The organism is Vibrio alginolyticus NBRC 15630 = ATCC 17749 (assembly GCF_000354175.2).
Classification (GTDB): Bacteria; Pseudomonadota; Gammaproteobacteria; order Enterobacterales; family Vibrionaceae; genus Vibrio; species Vibrio alginolyticus.
Map to the genome: position 1 here is coordinate 2,722,317 of NC_022349.1, position 17,356 is coordinate 2,739,672.

The 17,356-nt window shown below is 44.2% G+C and carries 12 protein-coding genes; 9 read left to right on the forward strand and 3 right to left on the reverse strand.

Annotation, left to right across the window (positions count from 1 at the left end; translation table 11 throughout):
• Position 1: 1 nt before the first annotated feature.
• The 6 genes from N646_RS12610 to N646_RS12635 all read left to right on the forward strand — a co-directional run bounded on the left by N646_RS12610 (position 2) and on the right by N646_RS12635 (position 9,326).
• Positions 2–1,048, forward strand: a complete 1,047-nt coding sequence (locus tag N646_RS12610; RefSeq protein WP_017820265.1) for an MJ1255/VC2487 family glycosyltransferase — start codon at positions 2–4, stop codon at positions 1,046–1,048.
• 555 nt (positions 1,049–1,603) lie between these two features.
• Positions 1,604–2,563 carry a LysR family transcriptional regulator CalR gene (gene calR, locus N646_RS12615; protein ID WP_005379693.1) on the forward strand — a complete coding sequence of 320 codons (960 nt, stop codon included), beginning with the start codon at positions 1,604–1,606 and terminating at the stop codon, positions 2,561–2,563.
• A 293-nt stretch (positions 2,564–2,856) separates the two neighbouring features.
• Positions 2,857–4,665, forward strand: coding sequence for an AMP-dependent synthetase/ligase (locus N646_RS12620; protein WP_017820264.1), 1,809 nt, complete (start codon positions 2,857–2,859; stop codon positions 4,663–4,665).
• Between the two features lie 449 nt (positions 4,666–5,114).
• Entirely contained in the window at positions 5,115–6,839 is a 1,725-nt protein-coding gene (locus N646_RS12625; RefSeq protein ID WP_017820263.1) for an acetolactate synthase 3 large subunit, read from the forward strand.
• A 1-nt stretch (position 6,840) separates the two neighbouring features.
• Entirely contained in the window at positions 6,841–7,335 is a 495-nt protein-coding gene (gene ilvN, locus N646_RS12630) for an acetolactate synthase small subunit (protein ID WP_005379697.1), read from the forward strand.
• A gap of 110 nt (positions 7,336–7,445) precedes the next feature.
• Positions 7,446–9,326: a sensor domain-containing diguanylate cyclase gene (locus N646_RS12635; RefSeq protein WP_017820262.1), complete on the forward strand. Its 1,881-nt coding sequence runs from the start codon at positions 7,446–7,448 to the stop codon at positions 9,324–9,326.
• Positions 9,327–9,380: 54 nt separating this feature from the next.
• On the opposite strand, the gene N646_RS12640 is transcribed toward N646_RS12635, so the two are convergent.
• Together N646_RS12640 and pykF are read right to left on the reverse strand one after the other, a co-directional pair.
• Positions 9,381–10,025: a GntR family transcriptional regulator gene (locus N646_RS12640; protein ID WP_017633473.1), complete on the reverse strand. Its 645-nt coding sequence runs from the start codon at positions 10,023–10,025 to the stop codon at positions 9,381–9,383.
• Positions 10,026–10,224: 199 nt separating this feature from the next.
• On the reverse strand, positions 10,225–11,637 hold the full coding sequence (gene pykF, locus N646_RS12645; protein WP_005392243.1) for a pyruvate kinase PykF: 1,413 nt from the start codon (positions 11,635–11,637) through the stop codon (positions 10,225–10,227).
• Between the two features lie 433 nt (positions 11,638–12,070).
• Here pykF and N646_RS12650 point away from each other — a divergent pair, with 433 nt between their 5' ends.
• On the forward strand, positions 12,071–12,832 hold the full coding sequence (locus N646_RS12650) for a DeoR/GlpR family DNA-binding transcription regulator (protein WP_005379701.1): 762 nt from the start codon (positions 12,071–12,073) through the stop codon (positions 12,830–12,832).
• Positions 12,833–12,942: 110 nt separating this feature from the next.
• Positions 12,943–14,775 (forward strand): glutamine--fructose-6-phosphate transaminase (isomerizing), encoded by a 1,833-nt coding sequence (gene glmS, locus N646_RS12655; protein ID WP_017820261.1) that lies wholly within the window; start codon positions 12,943–12,945, stop codon positions 14,773–14,775.
• A gap of 84 nt (positions 14,776–14,859) precedes the next feature.
• Here the strand turns inward: glmS and N646_RS12660 are convergent, their stop codons facing one another.
• Positions 14,860–15,942, reverse strand: coding sequence for a glycerol dehydrogenase (locus tag N646_RS12660; RefSeq protein ID WP_017820260.1), 1,083 nt, complete (start codon positions 15,940–15,942; stop codon positions 14,860–14,862).
• Between the two features lie 353 nt (positions 15,943–16,295).
• Between N646_RS12660 and dhaK the strand changes: the two genes are divergently transcribed.
• Positions 16,296–17,354 carry a dihydroxyacetone kinase subunit DhaK gene (dhaK, locus tag N646_RS12665; RefSeq protein ID WP_017820259.1) on the forward strand — a complete coding sequence of 353 codons (1,059 nt, stop codon included), beginning with the start codon at positions 16,296–16,298 and terminating at the stop codon, positions 17,352–17,354.
• Positions 17,355–17,356 lie beyond the last annotated feature (2 nt).

The following is a 17,356-nucleotide window of genomic DNA, read 5'->3' on the forward strand; positions in this document are numbered from 1 at the left end:
GATGAAAATCTTGTACGGTGTTCAAGGGACAGGAAACGGACATATTGCACGCGCAAGGGCGATGAGTCATGCGTTTAAAGAGCACAATGTTGAGGTCGACTTTTTGTTTTCTGGGCGAGCGCCGGAAAAATACTTTTCAATGGAAGCATTTGGCGATTACCAGACTCGCCGAGGCTTCACCTTTATTACCGAAAAAGGCTCTGTAAACTACGCGAAAACAGCATTGAATAACAATTTGGTGCAGTTTTTCAAAGAAGTTAAGCAACTCGAACTGTCGTCCTACGATCTTATCATTAATGATTTCGAACCTGTGACTGCGTGGGCAGCCAGACAACAAAATAAGCCTTCTATTGGTATCAGCCACCAAAATGCTTTCCGTTATCCGGTGCCACTAAAGGGAGCAAGTTGGTTAGATAAATCCGTCATTGAATACTTTGCGCCTTCTCAACACCACCTTGGTTTGCATTGGCATCATTTTGATCAACCTTTGTTACCACCGATAGTGCATACCGTCGATAGCCAAGCAGAAAACGACGACTTCGTGTTGGTGTATCTACCGTTCGAATCGATTGAAGATATCTCGGACTTATTGTTCCACTTTAATCAACAAGCGTTTATCTGTTATCACCCGGATGTGATCGAATGTGAGCAGGTAGAAAACATAGAACTGCGCCCTTTATGCCACAGCAACTTCCAGCATCATTTGCATCGCTGTAGTGGTGTCATTGCTAATGGTGGGTTTGAGCTTCCTTCAGAAGCCTTGTCTTTGGGGAAAAAATTGTTACTAAAGCCACTCGCGGGTCAATTCGAGCAGCAGAGCAATGTTGCGACCTTAGAAGATTTAGGGCTTGCGATGTCGATGGAGAGCTTAGACATTTCCGCAGTACGCCAGTGGCTAAAGGAGCAACAAGCCGAAAGTGTGAAATACCCAGATGTTGCTCAGGCTATTGTTCATTGGGTACTGCAAGGTGCATGGGATTCAAAAGCAGAGTTATCCAGACAGCTGTGGGAGCAGGTTGATTTTCCAAGTTACGTGTCGAACATTTAAGTACGTTGTTCTAAGTACATTGTTCCTTCCATTTTTGACACGATTTTGTTGCAGCCTTTCTGTTTGGAAGGCTGCATTTTTATTCTTCCTCTCTCATTTCTATTCAGTGTGTATTTGCTGATAATTTGACTGATAAGTGCAAAATTCAATCAGAGATATAGCTGTCATCTGTTGTTCTTATTCCAACTAATAACTTAGCTAAATGCATGCTTGTGTTGACCGCCTGTCCTATCAATTTGCTAAATACGTCCTCAAAGAATGCATTTTTACGTGTTTTATAGTTTTTTATGTTTTTATCAAGTCTTTGTTATTTAACAAATAAATACCTAATTGGCTAAAATTTACTGATTAAATATCAATCTAGTTGCGAAACCGCAATCGATTAGTTGATAGTACAGTTCGAGCCGGAAGTATCCGGACGATAAATATAATAAAAAGTTAGGTTATCTATTCGTAAAATGATTCGAATCCAGCCGCCGTCTTTTGTGCGAGATGGGATTCTATTCGTTATGAATTTAATGAACAAAGTTGACGATTACAAAAGAGGCGCACTCAATGTTAGAGAAGAAAGACGCGATGAGCGCAATTGCTAGCTACCGTATGGAAAGCACTTTGCGTGGTGTAGATTTAAACCTACTGACAGTATTTGATGCTGTAATGCAAGAGCAAAATATTACTCGTGCAGCACATAACCTAGGCATGTCTCAACCGGCGGTAAGTAACGCCGTGGCACGCTTAAAAGTGATGTTTAACGACGAGCTATTCATGCGCCAAGGCCGTGGTATTCAGCCTACGCAACGAGCACGTCAACTGTTTGGTCCTATTCGCCAAGCACTGCAGCTGATTCGCAATGAACTTCCTAGCTCCGTATTCCAGCCAGAATCTTCGACTCGCTTATTCAAGCTTGCGATTTGCAGCCCTTGTGACATGCGTTTTGCTCCGAAGATCATGGCAAAAGTGAATCAACAAGCACCAAACGTTCAGCTTCATCTAGATGCAGAATTTGACCGTTTGTTGTCTGAGCGTATGCGCTACCAAGAAATTGATTTCGTGATCGACTACGCTCGTTTTGATGAGCAAGGTTTCTCAAGTACTGAAATCTTCAAAGATGAATTAGTGGTTATCGCATCAAAAACCCACCCACGCATTCAAGGTGGTGTGACGGCTGAGCAACTGCTTAACGAAAAGCATGCGAAGTTATCGAAAGTGCATGGCCAACGTAGTTTCTCAGAGCAAGCGTACCGTGAACTGGATTGCCAAGCGGCGTATGAAGGTTCTAGTTTAAGCAACCTACTATACGTGGTGGGTCAATCTGAGCTTGTGACTATTGCACCACGTTGGATGGCGGAAAATGCGGTAAACAGCGATCAACTGCAAATTCTTGATTTCCCATTTGCGAACAAAGAAATCAGCGGATTCTTAAGCTGGCATGAATCAAGTGAAAAAGATAAAGGCCACATTTGGCTACGCGATCAACTGATGATCACTTGTGGTGAAGTCGTTGCCGCAAAATAAGATGACGTTTGGTCTTCTCGATTAGACCATATTGGTAATCATCAATTTTTACAATTCATTGGTCCCCGAGCGATTTTTGTCTCTCGGGGCTTTTTGTTTTCGTAATAAACAATCTAAACAGTAAGTTAAATAGAGTAATCATTCAGCAATTTTAGGTACGTTCGCGACGTATAAGTGATAGTTGTCTCTTATTAGTGATAAGTTTGATACTGGTCAGTTGCGTTTTAGCAAGCCGTGAGTACACTTGTTCGCTCAATTAGCTTACGCCTGTAAGCCAAAAGGTAAGTAAAAGAATGGCCAAGTTAGATTTTCATATCGTTAAACGTATTCGTGAACAAATTGCGAACGGTGGTACACGCGTTGCACTCAAGCATAAAGTGGGTGAGGAGTGGCAAGGTATTACGTGGACGCAATTTGGTCAGCAAGTTGATGCTTTATCACTTGCACTTTTGGCTCAGGGATTAGGAGTCCAAGATAAGATCGGCATTTTCTCGAACAACATGCCGCAATGGACGATCGCTGATATCGCAGCACTGCAATTACGCAGCGTGACAGTACCTATTTACCCAACCAATACTGCCGCCCAGTCGGCGTACATCATTAACAATGCAGACGTCAAAGTTCTGTTTGTTGGTGAACAGCCTCAATTTGATGCAGCAGTGAGCATTTTCGACCAGTGCGAACAGTTAGAGCTCATTGTTGCGATGTCTGATGATATAGAACTTGGCGAGCATGATTTCGTTATCTCTTGGCAAGCATTTGTTGCCAAAGGCGACGCTACATATCAAGTTGAATTGGACGCGCGTTTAGATCAGGCAAAAGAAGATGATCTACTCACGCTGATCTACACCTCGGGTACAACAGGCCAGCCAAAAGGCGTTATGTTGGACTACGCAAACATTGCGGCGCAATTGGAAGGGCACGATCAGCGCTTGAGCCTTTCTCAAAGTGACGTGTCATTATGTTTCCTTCCGTTATCACACGTATTTGAGCGCGCTTGGACCTTTTATGTATTGTACAAAGGGGCGACCAACTGCTATTTGCAAGACACCATGCAAGTACGTGATGCACTGAGCCAGGTGCGACCTACCGTGATGTGTGCCGTACCGCGTTTCTATGAGAAGATCTTCTCTGCGATTCATGAGAAAGTGTCTCGCGCGCCGATTCATCGTAAGATCATGTTTACTTGGGCAGTCAACATGGGCGCAAAAATGGCCGCTTGTCATCAAGAAAAACGTCAGCCATCGCTCTTGCTGCGTAAGTCATACGCTTTGGCGGATAAGTTGGTTCTGAGCAAACTGCGTGCGCTACTTGGCGGGCAAATCAACTTTATGCCTTGTGGTGGTGCAAAGCTGGATGAAACCATCGGTCGATTCTTCCATGCGATTGGTATCAACGTTAAGTTGGGCTACGGCATGACTGAAACCACGGCGACAGTATCGTGTTGGGATGATAAATGTTTTAACCCCGACTCTATTGGTATGTCGATGCCTGGCGCACAGGTTAAGATTGGCGAAAACAACGAGATTCTGGTTCGTGGTCCAATGGTGATGCGTGGCTATTACAAAATGCCAGAAGAGACGGAAAAGACCTTTGATGAGCACGGTTTCCTAAAAACGGGCGACGCTGGTTACATTGATGAAAATGGCAACTTGTTCATCACCGATCGTATCAAAGAGTTGATGAAAACTTCAGGTGGTAAATACATCGCTCCACAAATGATTGAAGGTGCGATTGGTAAAGACCACTTCATCGAGCAAATCGCAGTCATTGCGGATACTCGTAAGTTTGTTTCTGCGCTTATCGTGCCTTGTTATGACTCGCTAGAAGAGTACGCGAAAGAGCTGAATATCAAATATCACGATCGCGTTGAGTTGATTAAGCACCACCAGGTGGTCGAAATGCTTGAGAAGCGGGTGAACGATCTTCAAAAAGAGTTGGCAAAGTTTGAACAAGTGAAGAAGTTTAAACTGTTACCAAGAGCTTTCTCTATGGATGATGGTGAGTTAACGCCAACTCAAAAACTTCGTCGTAAAGTCATCAATGACAAATACCAAGATGAAATTGAAGAAATGTATAAGGAAAAGTCGGATAAAAAGTAACTTAAGCTGACTTAGATTTTATATTGATGAAAAAATCCCCAGTGATGTGATCGCGCATTGCTGGGGATTTTTGTTTGCATTGATTTTTTCTGCTTTGCTCGTCAAATAACGCTATTTCGCACCCTATAGCTAAAACCTTATGAAATAATGTTCTTTTTTTGAGCGTTAATTTTTTAGGTTGTACTGTGAAATAGGAGATGTGTGGCTGCTATTCCTACTAACATTCTAATTACTAGTATCTTGTTTAAAAAGTAGACCAATCTCTCATTAGACCCTTTGATAATAAAACGTTACATTTGTTGGGTAACCTTGCGGGATGTTATGACGAACGCAAGACATAGCCGAAAACGTGGAAGTATTTCGATTAGGCTACGAATAAGACCTAGACTATGTAAAACCAGACCAATCCGTTGACCTTACGGTGAGGAAACTGGCTAAGGAGAGCAATTATGACAGCAATGTTGTCAGGCGCAGAGATGGTGGTTCAATCTCTGATAGAAGAGCACGTAGAGCAGATCTTTGGCTACCCAGGTGGCTCTGTTTTGGATATCTACGATGCACTGCATGCCAAAACCGATCAAATCAAACACGTACTTGTAAGGCATGAGCAAGCCGCCACTCATATGGCAGATGGTTACGCTCGAGCTACCGGTAAACCGGGTGTCGTACTTGTGTGCTCGGGGCCGGGCGCGACCAATACCATTACGGGTATTGCAACCGCGTATATGGACTCTATCCCAATGATCGTTATCTCGGGTAACGTACCGAATAGCCTAATTGGTAATGATGCTTTCCAAGAGTGTGACATCGTCGGTGTCTCCCGCCCAGTGGTCAAACACAGCTTTTTAGTAAAAAAAGCGGAAGATATTCCTGAAACAATCAAAAAAGCGTTTTATATCGCGACTACAGGTCGACCTGGTCCAGTTGTGATTGATTTGCCAAAAGATGTGATGAACCCGCAAATCAAACTGCCTTATCAATATCCAGAAACGCTTTCAATGCGTTCTTACAAGCCGACAACTTCGGGCCATAAAGGCCAGATTAAAAAAGCGCTTAAATCGCTATTAGAAGCGAAAAAACCAGTGCTTTATATCGGTGGTGGTGCGGTGATTTCTGGCGCTCATGAACATATTTTAGAGCTTTCCGACAAACTGAACCTACCCGTTGTGAGTACTTTGATGGGCTTGGGGGCATTCCCGGGTACACATAAAAACTCACTGGGCATGTTGGGTATGCACGGCACTTACGAAGCTAATATGGCAATGCATGAAGCGGATCTTATTTTTGGTATAGGTGTGCGTTTTGATGACCGTACAACCAACAACCTTGAAAAGTACTGCCCAAACGCAAAAGTGATGCATATTGATATCGATCCGTCATCGATCTCGAAAAACGTGAAAGTGGATTTGCCGATCGTAGGTTCTGCGGAAAAAGTGCTGACAACCATGCTCGGGCTGCTTGCAGAGCAAGGTAGTGGAAATGATCAAGGTGCTATCACTGCATGGTGGGATGACATTCAAGTATGGCGTGACCGCAACTGCTTGTCTTATGAAACGTCTCCAGAACGAATCAAGCCACAGCAAGTAATTGAAACGCTGCACAAGCTAACTAATGGTGACGCATATGTGGCGTCTGATGTGGGCCAGCATCAGATGTTTGCGGCGCTGTACTACCCATTCAATAAGCCGCGCCGTTGGATAAACTCTGGTGGTCTTGGCACCATGGGATTTGGTCTTCCGGCTGGCATGGGCGTGAAGTTTGCCATGCCACAAGAAGAGGTCGTGGTTGTGACTGGTGACGGCAGTATTCAGATGAATATTCAAGAATTGTCGACAGCCATGCAATACGACATTCCAGTGAAGATCATCAACCTGAACAACCGATTCTTAGGCATGGTAAAACAGTGGCAAGACATTATTTATCAAGGTCGTCACTCTAATTCTTACATGAGTTCTGTTCCTGACTTTGCAGCGATTGCAGAAGCTTATGGTCACGTCGGTATTCGTATCGAAACGCCTGATCAGCTCGAAGAAGGGCTACAAAAAGCGTTGGATATGAAAGATCGTCTGGTGTTTGTGGACATCAACGTAGACGAAACCGAACACGTATACCCGATGCAAATCAAAGGTGAGGGTATGGATAAAATGTGGCTAAGCAAAACGGAGAGAACTTAATATGAGACACATTATTTCATTGCTATTGGAAAACCAACCGGGTGCGTTGTCTCGTGTTGTTGGTTTGTTCTCTCAACGTGGTTACAACATTGAATCTTTGACGGTATCACCGACTGATGATGAAACCCTGTCGCGAATGAACATTACCACGACATCTGATGAGATGCAGTTGGAACAAATTCAGAAGCAGTTACACAAATTGATCGATGTGCTGAAAGTGCAAGAAGTCACCGAGTATGAGCACATTGAGCGTGAACTGATGATGGTGAAAGTGAAAGCCAGTGGTTTTGCGCGAGCAGAAGTGAAGCGGACGGCAGACATCTTTCGTGGCCAGATCGTGGATGTCACGGCTTCCCAATACACCGTACAACTTGCGGGTACGAGTGAAAAGCTAGATGCCTTCATTCAAGCGATATCCGAAGTGACCGAAGTTGTCGAAGTTGCTCGTAGTGGTGTCGTTGGCATTGCGCGAGGAGAGCGAGCTCTCAAACCTTAACTCTCTGATTGCATATAGAAAAGCCACTTAATCTAAGTGGCTTTTTTGTTTAGAAAATAACAATTAATGATATAATTGTCGTTTTAGTAAGCATGATAGGCATTAGACGTGTGAAAGTACCTAAGCGAGTCGGCACCTTATTGGCGACAGCACTATTTTTTAGTGCACTCACTGCCGCTTACTACTATCAGAAATATCTGACGTTGTTAGAAAACAATGTTGAGAACACCGCTCAAGAAGCGTTACATCAATTGGCCTATACTGGCCGTGAATACAGCAATATTCAGGATCAAATCGAAACGATCAGTGACCTACTTGGTCACAGCCAAAGTCTGTATGAATATCTGCGCCAACCTAACCGGGTGAACCGTTCCATCTTAGAAGACATGTGGATCTCGGTCGCAATCAATCAAAAGTTGTATAAGCAAATTCGCTTTCTTGATGTTTCTGGTCGAGAAAAAGTGAGGATTAATTATGAGATTGAAACAGGCGCTGCGTTGCCCGCGATCAAATTGCAAAATAAGTCAGAGCGAGATTACTTTCAATTCGCTAAGAACTTAGACGATGGCGAAATCGCTTCGTGGGGGATAGGTTTAGAACGAGAGTATGGCGAGTTAGTCTATCCCTATAGCCCGTCACTGCGTATTTTGATGCCTATTTCGCTTAACGGAAAGCGCGAAGGGTATCTTGTGCTTAATGTTGATATTGACTATTTATCCTCTCGACTCAACTATTCGTCAGTGCTTGATTTCCATATTGAGCTGATTAAGAGTGACGGATTTTACATTGATAGCCCTAAATCAGCTCGTTTGTATGGCCATATAATTCCCGCTCGCTCTCAATTTAATTTTGGCCGGATGTACCCAAACATTTGGCGTAGTTTAAATTCAAAAGATTCGGGCTATGCTTACAATGGTTCGAATTTGGTCGCGTATCGCACCATCCAGTTTGTTTCTAGCGAACCTCTTCATCTGGTTATTGATCTTACCAATGAGCAGTTATTATCCCGAGCTCAGAGGGATATTGATGACTTAATCCAAGAAGCGTTTTTTGTTCTAAGTTTGGTGCTCGGCTTCACTTTGCCGACGGCAGCCCTTGCTCTGCATTATCGGCGTCATAGTATGGAATCGAAGTTGGCTCGAGCTGCTCTTGATGGTATGACTGCGGTGATGATCTCGGATGTTTCACATAGAATCATCATGGTTAATCAAGAGTTTGAAAACATGATGGGTTACTCAACCAAGCATGCCCAAGGTTGGAGTGCACATCATTTAATTCTCTTACCTGAAGATCTCGAAGCAAACCTGAGTATCTGGAAAACACTGAAGAGTGAACACGTATGGGAAGGGGAGATTCGTTGTCGAACTAAGTTTAATCAAGTCTTTACTGCAATAATGCGTATTCAGGCGAATTTAACCAAATCAGGTAAAGTGAGTTATTACATTACGTCGCTGGTGGATATCTCTGGGCAAAAAGAGTTAGAAGAAAAATTACGAAACCTAAGCGAAAAAGATGGCTTGACGGGGTTGTGGAACCGCCGAAAATTTGAAGAGCAATTGGCGCAATATGCGGGGATTATTGAACGCTATCCTGATAGCCCTCCTGCTTGTTTGGCGTTGTTTGATATTGACCACTTTAAACGTATTAATGACGAGCTTGGCCACGACGAAGGAGACAAGGTGATTTGTAGTGTCGCAGAAACCCTCCTAGAAGAAGTCCGCAGCACAGATTTTGTATCTCGTGTCGGTGGTGAGGAATTTGCAGTGATTATGCCGCATACAACACTAGAAGAGGCTGAAATTGTATTGAACAGGCTACGTGTCGCGGTTCAAATGCGTAGTGATAGAGGCATTACTGTCAGTGCTGGGTATAGTGATTTAACCTCTGATCGTACAAGAACGTATAAATGTGCTGATATTGCTTTGTATGAGTCAAAAAGTGCAGGGCGTAACTGCGTATCGCTATGTCATAGTTATGATGATATTGCTTAGTGCTTTTACAAAAACGAAAAAACGGGGATAGACCCCCGCTTTTTAGTCTCAGCGTTATTCGCTAGCCAGTATGCGACATTGGTTGTCGATGGCGGCTTCGATACACTGTATTGATTGTCTCAAATAACGCTCTAGATAACCTAAAGCATCCTGACTCTTTTTGTCTAGCGATGCCTTCATCAGTATTTCTTGCTCATCGAGATTACAGTGCCCAGGGTTCCCTGTGCCTAAAATCTGCATCGCGAAGTATTGGTAGCGTTTAATTTGCGTGAGTAGATCGCGGAAAAACCCAAACATATTGACAGAGCCAGCACCTTCAAACAGCGCAGTAAGAAACTGATTTTGGCGCTCTTCCCATTCCCTCCAGCAAAAGCTTTCGCCAGGTTTTACTCGGGATAACTTGTGATAAGCAGTTAGTACATCCAGTTCCCATTTTTCATCGCCAATCATAATTGCCTTACTGAGTAAGCATGCGGAGACCATTTGCAGGCTTTCGTACAAGTCATGTAACTCATCTTTACATACAGGTGCAACCCAGCAGCCTTTTTGCGGCTCGAGTTTGACGTATTTGCTCCAAGATAATTGCACCAATGCTTCTCGAATGGGTGACGCTCCTACGTTGTACTTCTCTTTGAGTTCGGCAACCACGAGTTTTTGACCTGGTTTAAGCTCGCCATCGAGAATATCCTGACGGATCATTCTTAATACTTTGTCGGTAAGAGTGGGACTAGACACATACACCTCATAGAAACTTTAATCGTGACGATAAAATTAAACAGTACGAAATTCTGATAGAGGTAAATAATACAATTAGCCTATTATGAGAGCAAGAAAGCCATATAAAAAAGGAGGGCATAAGCCCTCCTTCTCAAGAAACTGAAGTGTTAAAAGTTCAGTCTTATAGCACGTGTACAGAAGCTGTGTTCGTAGTACCTGAAGCAACTAGAGCGCCAGAAACCATAACAACGATATCGCCTTTGTTACCTAGACCTGATTCTAGAGCAAGTTCTTTACCCGCTACGTAGAATGCGTCAGTGCTTTCGATTGAATCAACAACTACAGGAGTAACACCTTTAGTTAGAACTAGCTGTGCAGCAGTTTTCTTGTTAGTTGTTAGCGCTAGAATGTTTGCAGTTGGGAAGTACTTACGTACTGAACGTGCAGACTTACCGCCTTCAGTTGCAACAACGATAAGTGGAGCAGCTAGTTTCTCAGCTGTGTCTACTGCACCTTTACATACTGCTTCAGTGATGCGTAGGCGTGGGCTGTCTAGACGAGAACCTAGTTCAGCTTTTAGCGCTGAGTCAGTACGGTTCGCGATTTGAGCCATGATAGTTACCGCTTCAACAGGGTATTTACCTTTCGCCGTTTCACCAGAAAGCATTACTGCGTCAGTACCGTCCATTACCGCGTTAGCAACGTCGCCTGCTTCCGCACGAGTAGGACGTGGGTTGTTGATCATAGAATCAAGCATTTGAGTTGCTGTGATAACCATCTTACGTGCACGGTTACACTTCTCGATCATCATTTTCTGAGCGAAGATTACTTCTTCAGCTGGGATTTCAACACCTAGGTCACCACGTGCAACCATGATGCCGTCAGAAAGCTCTAGGATCTCGTCGAAGTTATCAACACCTTCCTGGTTTTCGATCTTAGAGATGATGTGGATGTTCTCGCCGCCGTTTGCAGCAAGTACTTCACGGATTTCTTGAACGTCAGACGCTTTACGGATGAAAGAAGCTGCTACGAAGTCAACGCCTTGCTCACAACCAAACTTAAGGTCGTTCTTATCTTTTTCAGATAGTGCAGGTAGGTTTACAGAAACGCCAGGAAGGTTAACACCTTTGTTTTCGCCTAGTGCACCGTTGTTAAGAACTTTACATTTAACTTCAGTTTCAGTCTTAGAGATAACTTCCATCTCGATTAGACCGTCGTCTACTAGGATAGTGTTACCTACGTTTAGGTCGGCTGCGAAACCAGCGTAAGTTACTGCAACTTTATCTTTGTTACCTACAACTGAAGTGTCAGTTGTGAAAGTGAATTCTTGACCTGCTACTAGATCAACATCGTTACCGCCTTCTAGCTTGATAGTGCGGATTTCTGGACCTTTAGTATCTAGAAGAATTGCTAGTGGTTTGCCAGTAGCTTCCATTACTTTACGGAAGTTCGCGATACGAGTGCCGTGTTCTTCGTAGTCACCGTGAGAGAAGTTAAGGCGCATTACGTTCATGCCTGCGTTAACTAGTTCAGTTAGCTTCTCTACAGATTCTGTTTTAGGGCCAATCGTACATACGATTTTGGTCTTTTTCATGGAAGATACTCTCCGGTAAGTATAGTTACAATTTGAAAGTCGGTTATTTACTCTGAAGTCAGGACGTTTTTGATGACATTTAGTACCTGTCACCCACCGATTTTTCGTCTCATTATTAGAACTTCAGATTCTGAAAGTCTTTCACCAAGTTTAGTCATTTTATGACTAAAAGATCGGCGATTTTGGTTACCTTTTTGTGACTAATCCCACTTTATATGCAGAAAGTTGCAAAAAAATAGCCTTCAATTCTGTAATTTTTTTTCTTTTCGGTGGCGAATTCTACCACTGAATGAATCCAATATCACTGTTTAAGAATTGTCTTAGGACAAGGTTTTATCGAGAAATATTAATTTTTTGGATCGAAATAAATGGACTTAAAAGTTTCGGTTTGACTATAATAAGTTTCACATCGAAACTTAAAATCAAAACTTAAATGTCGAAACGAAATACTCAATTAAGAAGACACGCCATATCTAACTTGGTTTCTGAACTAGGAGAAGTCAGCGTTGATGAACTTGCTCAGAAATTCGAAACCTCAGAGGTCACGATTAGAAAGGATTTAGCTTCTTTAGAGAAAAACGGCCAACTTCTACGCCGCTATGGCGGTGCGATTGCTATCCCAAAGGAAGTCATTCACGAAGAATTGGGCGCTAATGTTTCGACTCGAAAGTTAAGCTTAGCAAAAGCAGCAGCATCATTGATTCGCGATCATAATCGCATCGTGATCGACAGTGGCAGCACGACTGCCGCGCTGATTCAACAGTTGAATGACAAACGTGGCTTAGTGGTCATGACCAACTCGTTGCATGTTGCTAACGCCCTAAATGAATTAGAGAGCGAACCGACACTGCTGATGACTGGCGGTACTTGGGATACGCACTCAGAGTCCTTTCAAGGCAAAGTGGCCGAATCTGTATTACGAGCTTACGACTTTGACCAACTATTCATCGGTGCGGATGGCATCGATCTCGAGCGTGGAACCACGACATTTAATGAGTTGGTTGGCTTAAGTAAGGTAATGGCAGAAGCGTCACGTGAAGTGATCGTAATGATCGAGTCCGAAAAAATCGGCCGTAAGATCCCAAACTTAGAGCTCGCTTGGCATCAAGTTGATGTGTTGGTGACCGATGCAGATATCCAAGCAGAGCATAAAGTACAGATTGAACAACATGGCGTGAAAGTCATTTGCGCCTAATAATGTAATCAGTTTCATATTTTACTTCCCTCTGGATAAAGGCCTTTGCTTGCTGCCTCTATTTGAAATCATGGCTAGGGAAGAACAAAACTACAAACGGAGATAAACACATGTGTGGAATCGTAGGTGCAGTAGCACAACGAGATGTTGCAGAAATTTTGGTTGAAGGTCTACGCCGCTTAGAGTACCGCGGTTACGACTCTGCTGGCGTTGCGGTTGTTGATGGCGAATCAAACCTAACGCGCGTTCGTCGCTTGGGTAAAGTACAAGAATTGGCTGATGCAGTAGAAGAAGCAAAAGTGATCGGCGGAACTGGCATTGCGCACACTCGTTGGGCGACGCACGGTGAACCTTCTGAAATCAATGCTCACCCACACATGTCTGGTGATATCGCAGTGGTACATAACGGCATCATCGAAAACCATGAAGAGCTGCGTGAGTTGCTTCAATCTCGTGGCTATGTGTTTGAATCGCAAACGGATACAGAAGTTATCGCACACATGGTTGAGTGGGAACTTCGTACTTCAGAAACGCTATTAGAAGCGGTACAAAAAACAGCAAAACAACTTGAAGGCGCATACGGCACGGTAGCGTTGGATAGCAAAGATCCTTCACGCATCGTAGTAGCGCGTTCAGGCAGCCCGATCGTGATCGGTTTTGGTGTAGGTGAAAACTTCCTAGCGTCTGACCAACTTGCATTACTTAACGTTACGCGCCGTTTCATGTACCTAGAAGAAGGTGACGTAGCAGAAATTACTCGCCGTGAAGTCACTGTGTTTGATGCAACGGGTGAGCTAGTTGAGCGTGAAATTGTTGAATCTAATGCAGAGCATGATGCAGGTGATAAAGGCCAATACCGTCACTTCATGCAAAAAGAAATCTATGAGCAACCTAAAGCGTTGATCAACACAATGGAAGGTCGTATCACGTCAGATTCTGTTGTGACAGACGCGATCGGTGTGCACGCGGCAGACATTCTAAGCAAAGTAGAACACGTACAAATCGTGGCGTGTGGTACGTCTTACAACGCAGGTATGACGGCACGTTACTGGTTTGAAGACATTGCAGGTGTTAGCTGTGATGTAGAAATTGCGTCTGAATTCCGTTACCGCAAGTTTGTGACTCGCCCAAACAGCCTATTGATCACGTTGTCTCAGTCTGGTGAAACCGCTGATACCCTAGCAGCACTTCGCCTAGCAAAAGAGAAAGGTTACATGGCAGCGATGACCATTTGTAACGTAGCTGGCTCTTCTCTGGTTCGTGAATCAGATTTTGCGTTCATGACTCGCGCTGGTGTTGAAATCGGTGTGGCTTCAACCAAAGCGTTCACGACTCAACTTTCTGCACTACTTATGCTGGTAACGGCACTAGGTAAAGAGCAAGGCCGCATCAGCAAAGAGAAAGAAAAAGAGATTGTTGAAGCGCTGCATGCACTTCCTAAGCAAATAAACGCGGCACTTTCTTTCGAGAAAGAAATTGAAGCACTAGCAACGGATTTTGCAGACAAGCACCACACATTGTTCCTAGGCCGTGGCGAGTTCTACCCAATCGCGATGGAAGCGTCTCTAAAACTGAAAGAGATCTCTTACATCCACGCAGAAGCGTACGCGGCGGGTGAACTAAAACACGGTCCTCTGGCTCTAATTGATGCTGACATGCCAGTTGTTGTGGTTGCACCAAGCAACGACCTACTTGAAAAGCTAAAATCAAACGTTGAAGAAGTGCGTGCGCGTGGCGGCCTTCTATACGTATTCGCAGATGCAGACGCAGGCTTCGAAGGCGATGAGACAATGAAGATCATCACTATGCCTCACGTTAGTGAAATCACGGCGGCGATCTACTACACCATCCCAATGCAGTTGCTGTCTTACTACGTAGCACTGATCAAAGGTACGGACGTAGACCAACCACGTAACCTAGCGAAAGCGGTAACGGTTGAGTAATTACGCTTAACAGCAAAAATCCTGAGCGGCACATGCGAGAGTATGTGCCGCTTTTTTATTTAAACCCATTTTAAGGTTTGTGAGTTATTGACCCAACTGGTGAGCGGTTAGAATTGCAGAGTAGACATTTTCTGCCGTCACTGGGAATGGCATATTGTGGATGGTTTCTCCCTCGGCCGTTGAGGCTTCGGCGACCTCGCGCAACTTAGCGTGGTTAAGCTCTTTAACGCCCATATCAAATAAGTTGGTTGGTAGACCTACAGAGCGGCAGAATGCAAGAACCGTATTAATCTCTTCCATCGCTGCGTTTTCTAGTACCAGCTGAACTAGTGTGCCGAACGCGACTTTCTCACCATGATAGAGATGATGACACTCTTCAAGCTTAGTTAGGCCGTTATGAATAGCGTGAGCACCCGCTAGACCACTGCTTTCAAAACCGATACCGCTAAGGTATGTATTGGCTTCAATAATGTTTTCTACCGCTTTGGTGCTCACACCATTTTCTACTGCAGCTTTTGCTTTTACACCATCTTCAAGCAAGGTTTCATAGCAAAGTTTCGCAAGCGCTTGTGCTGAACGCGTCGCTAACCCACCAGCCATTGTTGCCTTACCAGAAGTCATGTTGGCACGAGCTTCAAAGTAGGTGGAAAGCGCGTCGCCCATCCCCGATACAAGTAAGCGAACAGGGGCTTTGGCGATGACTGACGTATCCATGATGACCATGTCTGGGTTTTTAGGGATCATCAAATATTCTGCAAATTCACCTTCAGGTGTGTATATCACCGCAAGCGCTGAGGTTGGCGCATCAGTCGAGGCAATCGTAGGAACCACCACGACAGGAATTTTTGTGTAAAACGCAACAGCCTTTGCTGTATCTAACGTTTTACCACCACCAATACCGACAATGACATCGTGTTTCTGAGTGGCACAAATGTCCGTGATGCGTTCAATCTCAACGCGTGAACATTCGCCACCAAAAATGTTCATAGCGAGTGGAAGCTTTTCGTCAGCAAAACTTTGTTTGACGTCATCACCAACCAGGTTAGTCACGAACTCATCGGCAATTACTAACGGACGTTCACCCAATGTTTTCACATAGTGAGCGATAGATGTAAGTACTTGTTCACCTTGGACGTATTTGCTTGGGCTGATAATAATTTTGTCCATAATTCAAACCTTTAACCTTTTTTATGTGTGTTTTGGACTGCAATGAATATCCATTGTAGGGATAAGGTTTATATTAGGTTTGGTGTGGTAAGTGGTGAAGGATATCTCTGGTTTTGTTCCATGCTTTTATGACCTTTGTGTCAAACCGACTGCCAGAAGTAATAAGAATCAGCATGCTTTATGGCGACGATCACTATTCAGGAAAATTTGTCGTTTTTCGTTTCATATTGAAACAATAATGCCGAAGTTTTTGTTTCAATATGAAACGGATTGATTTTTGTTGAGCACGCATTTTCTCTGTTTAAGATGAATTCATACCCTACATAAAAATATAAATGGAATGAGATAGAACGATGAAAAAGTTAATTAACCAAGTTGATGATGTTGTATTGCAGCAAATGGAAGGTCTGGCTTTATCTCGCCCAGAGCTAAAAGCGAACTACGAACCTCGTTACATGTGGCACGAGGAAACACCGGGGCAAGTGGCACTGGTTTCTGGTGGTGGCTGTGGTCATGAACCTTTGCACGCAGGTTTTATTGGTAAAGGCATGCTGACAGGCGCCTGCCCTGGAGAGGTATTTACTTCACCAACGCCAGATCAAATGTACGAATGTGGCAACCAAGTGAATACTGGTGAAGGCGTGCTATTTATCATTAAAAACTACACCGGAGACGTGTTGAACTTTGAAACGGCTGTGGAGCTGCTTCATACCGATGGCATCAAAGTTGGGTCGGTGTTGGTGGATGACGATGTTGCAGTCAAAGACAGCCTGTATACCGCTGGTCGCCGTGGCGTAGCTGGAACGGTATTGGTTGAAAAGTTAGTTGGGGCTGCCGCGAGCAAAGGTTATTCGTTGGAGCAATGTGAAGCACTGGCTCGTCGCGTTAATAATCACTGTCGTTCATTTGGCGTGGCGCTTAATGCTTGTGTTGTACCCGCAGCAGGTAAACCATCTTTTGTTCTGGAAGATGATGAAGTGGAGTTTGGTGTTGGTATCCATGGTGAACCAGGTATCAAGCGAGTGAAATACACCGATGTCGATACGTTAGTGGATGAAATGTTTGCTGAAGTTGCTGAAAACACACCTTATCAGCGCACATTGCATATTTGGAATCGTGACGAAGGTGAATGGGATGAAGTGGAATCCAGCATTGAGCCTTTCGCCGCTGAACACGACTACATCGTGATGGTGAATGGTATGGGTGGTACGCCAACTTCAGAGCTTTACGGAGTGTACCGCCGTCTGGCTCATAACTGCGAGCAAGCAGGGTTCCGTATCGTGCGTAATATGGTTGGTAACTTCTGTACGTCACTCGATATGGAAGGCGTTTCGATTACGTTGTTGAAGGCAGATAAAGAGATGTTGGAGCTGTTCGATGCTCCTGTCGATACGGCCGCGATCAAGTGGTAAGA

What these genes read in the sequence shown, in the direction of transcription:
- N646_RS12625 (WP_017820263.1), top strand. Translation starts at nt 5,115, where the DNA reads ATGACAGCAATGTTGTCAGGCGCAGAGATGGTGGTTCAATCTCTGATA.
- N646_RS12620 (WP_017820264.1), top strand. Translation starts at nt 2,857, where the DNA reads ATGGCCAAGTTAGATTTTCATATCGTTAAACGTATTCGTGAACAAATT.
- N646_RS12610 (WP_017820265.1), top strand. Translation starts at nt 2, where the DNA reads ATGAAAATCTTGTACGGTGTTCAAGGGACAGGAAACGGACATATTGCA.
- dhaK (WP_017820259.1), top strand. Translation starts at nt 16,296, where the DNA reads ATGAAAAAGTTAATTAACCAAGTTGATGATGTTGTATTGCAGCAAATG.
- N646_RS12640 (WP_017633473.1), bottom strand. Translation starts at nt 10,025, where the DNA reads ATGATCCGTCAGGATATTCTCGATGGCGAGCTTAAACCAGGTCAAAAA.
- ilvN (WP_005379697.1), top strand. Translation starts at nt 6,841, where the DNA reads ATGAGACACATTATTTCATTGCTATTGGAAAACCAACCGGGTGCGTTG.
- glmS (WP_017820261.1), top strand. Translation starts at nt 12,943, where the DNA reads ATGTGTGGAATCGTAGGTGCAGTAGCACAACGAGATGTTGCAGAAATT.
- N646_RS12660 (WP_017820260.1), bottom strand. Translation starts at nt 15,942, where the DNA reads ATGGACAAAATTATTATCAGCCCAAGCAAATACGTCCAAGGTGAACAA.
- pykF (WP_005392243.1), bottom strand. Translation starts at nt 11,637, where the DNA reads ATGAAAAAGACCAAAATCGTATGTACGATTGGCCCTAAAACAGAATCT.
- N646_RS12650 (WP_005379701.1), top strand. Translation starts at nt 12,071, where the DNA reads ATGTCGAAACGAAATACTCAATTAAGAAGACACGCCATATCTAACTTG.
- calR (WP_005379693.1), top strand. Translation starts at nt 1,604, where the DNA reads ATGTTAGAGAAGAAAGACGCGATGAGCGCAATTGCTAGCTACCGTATG.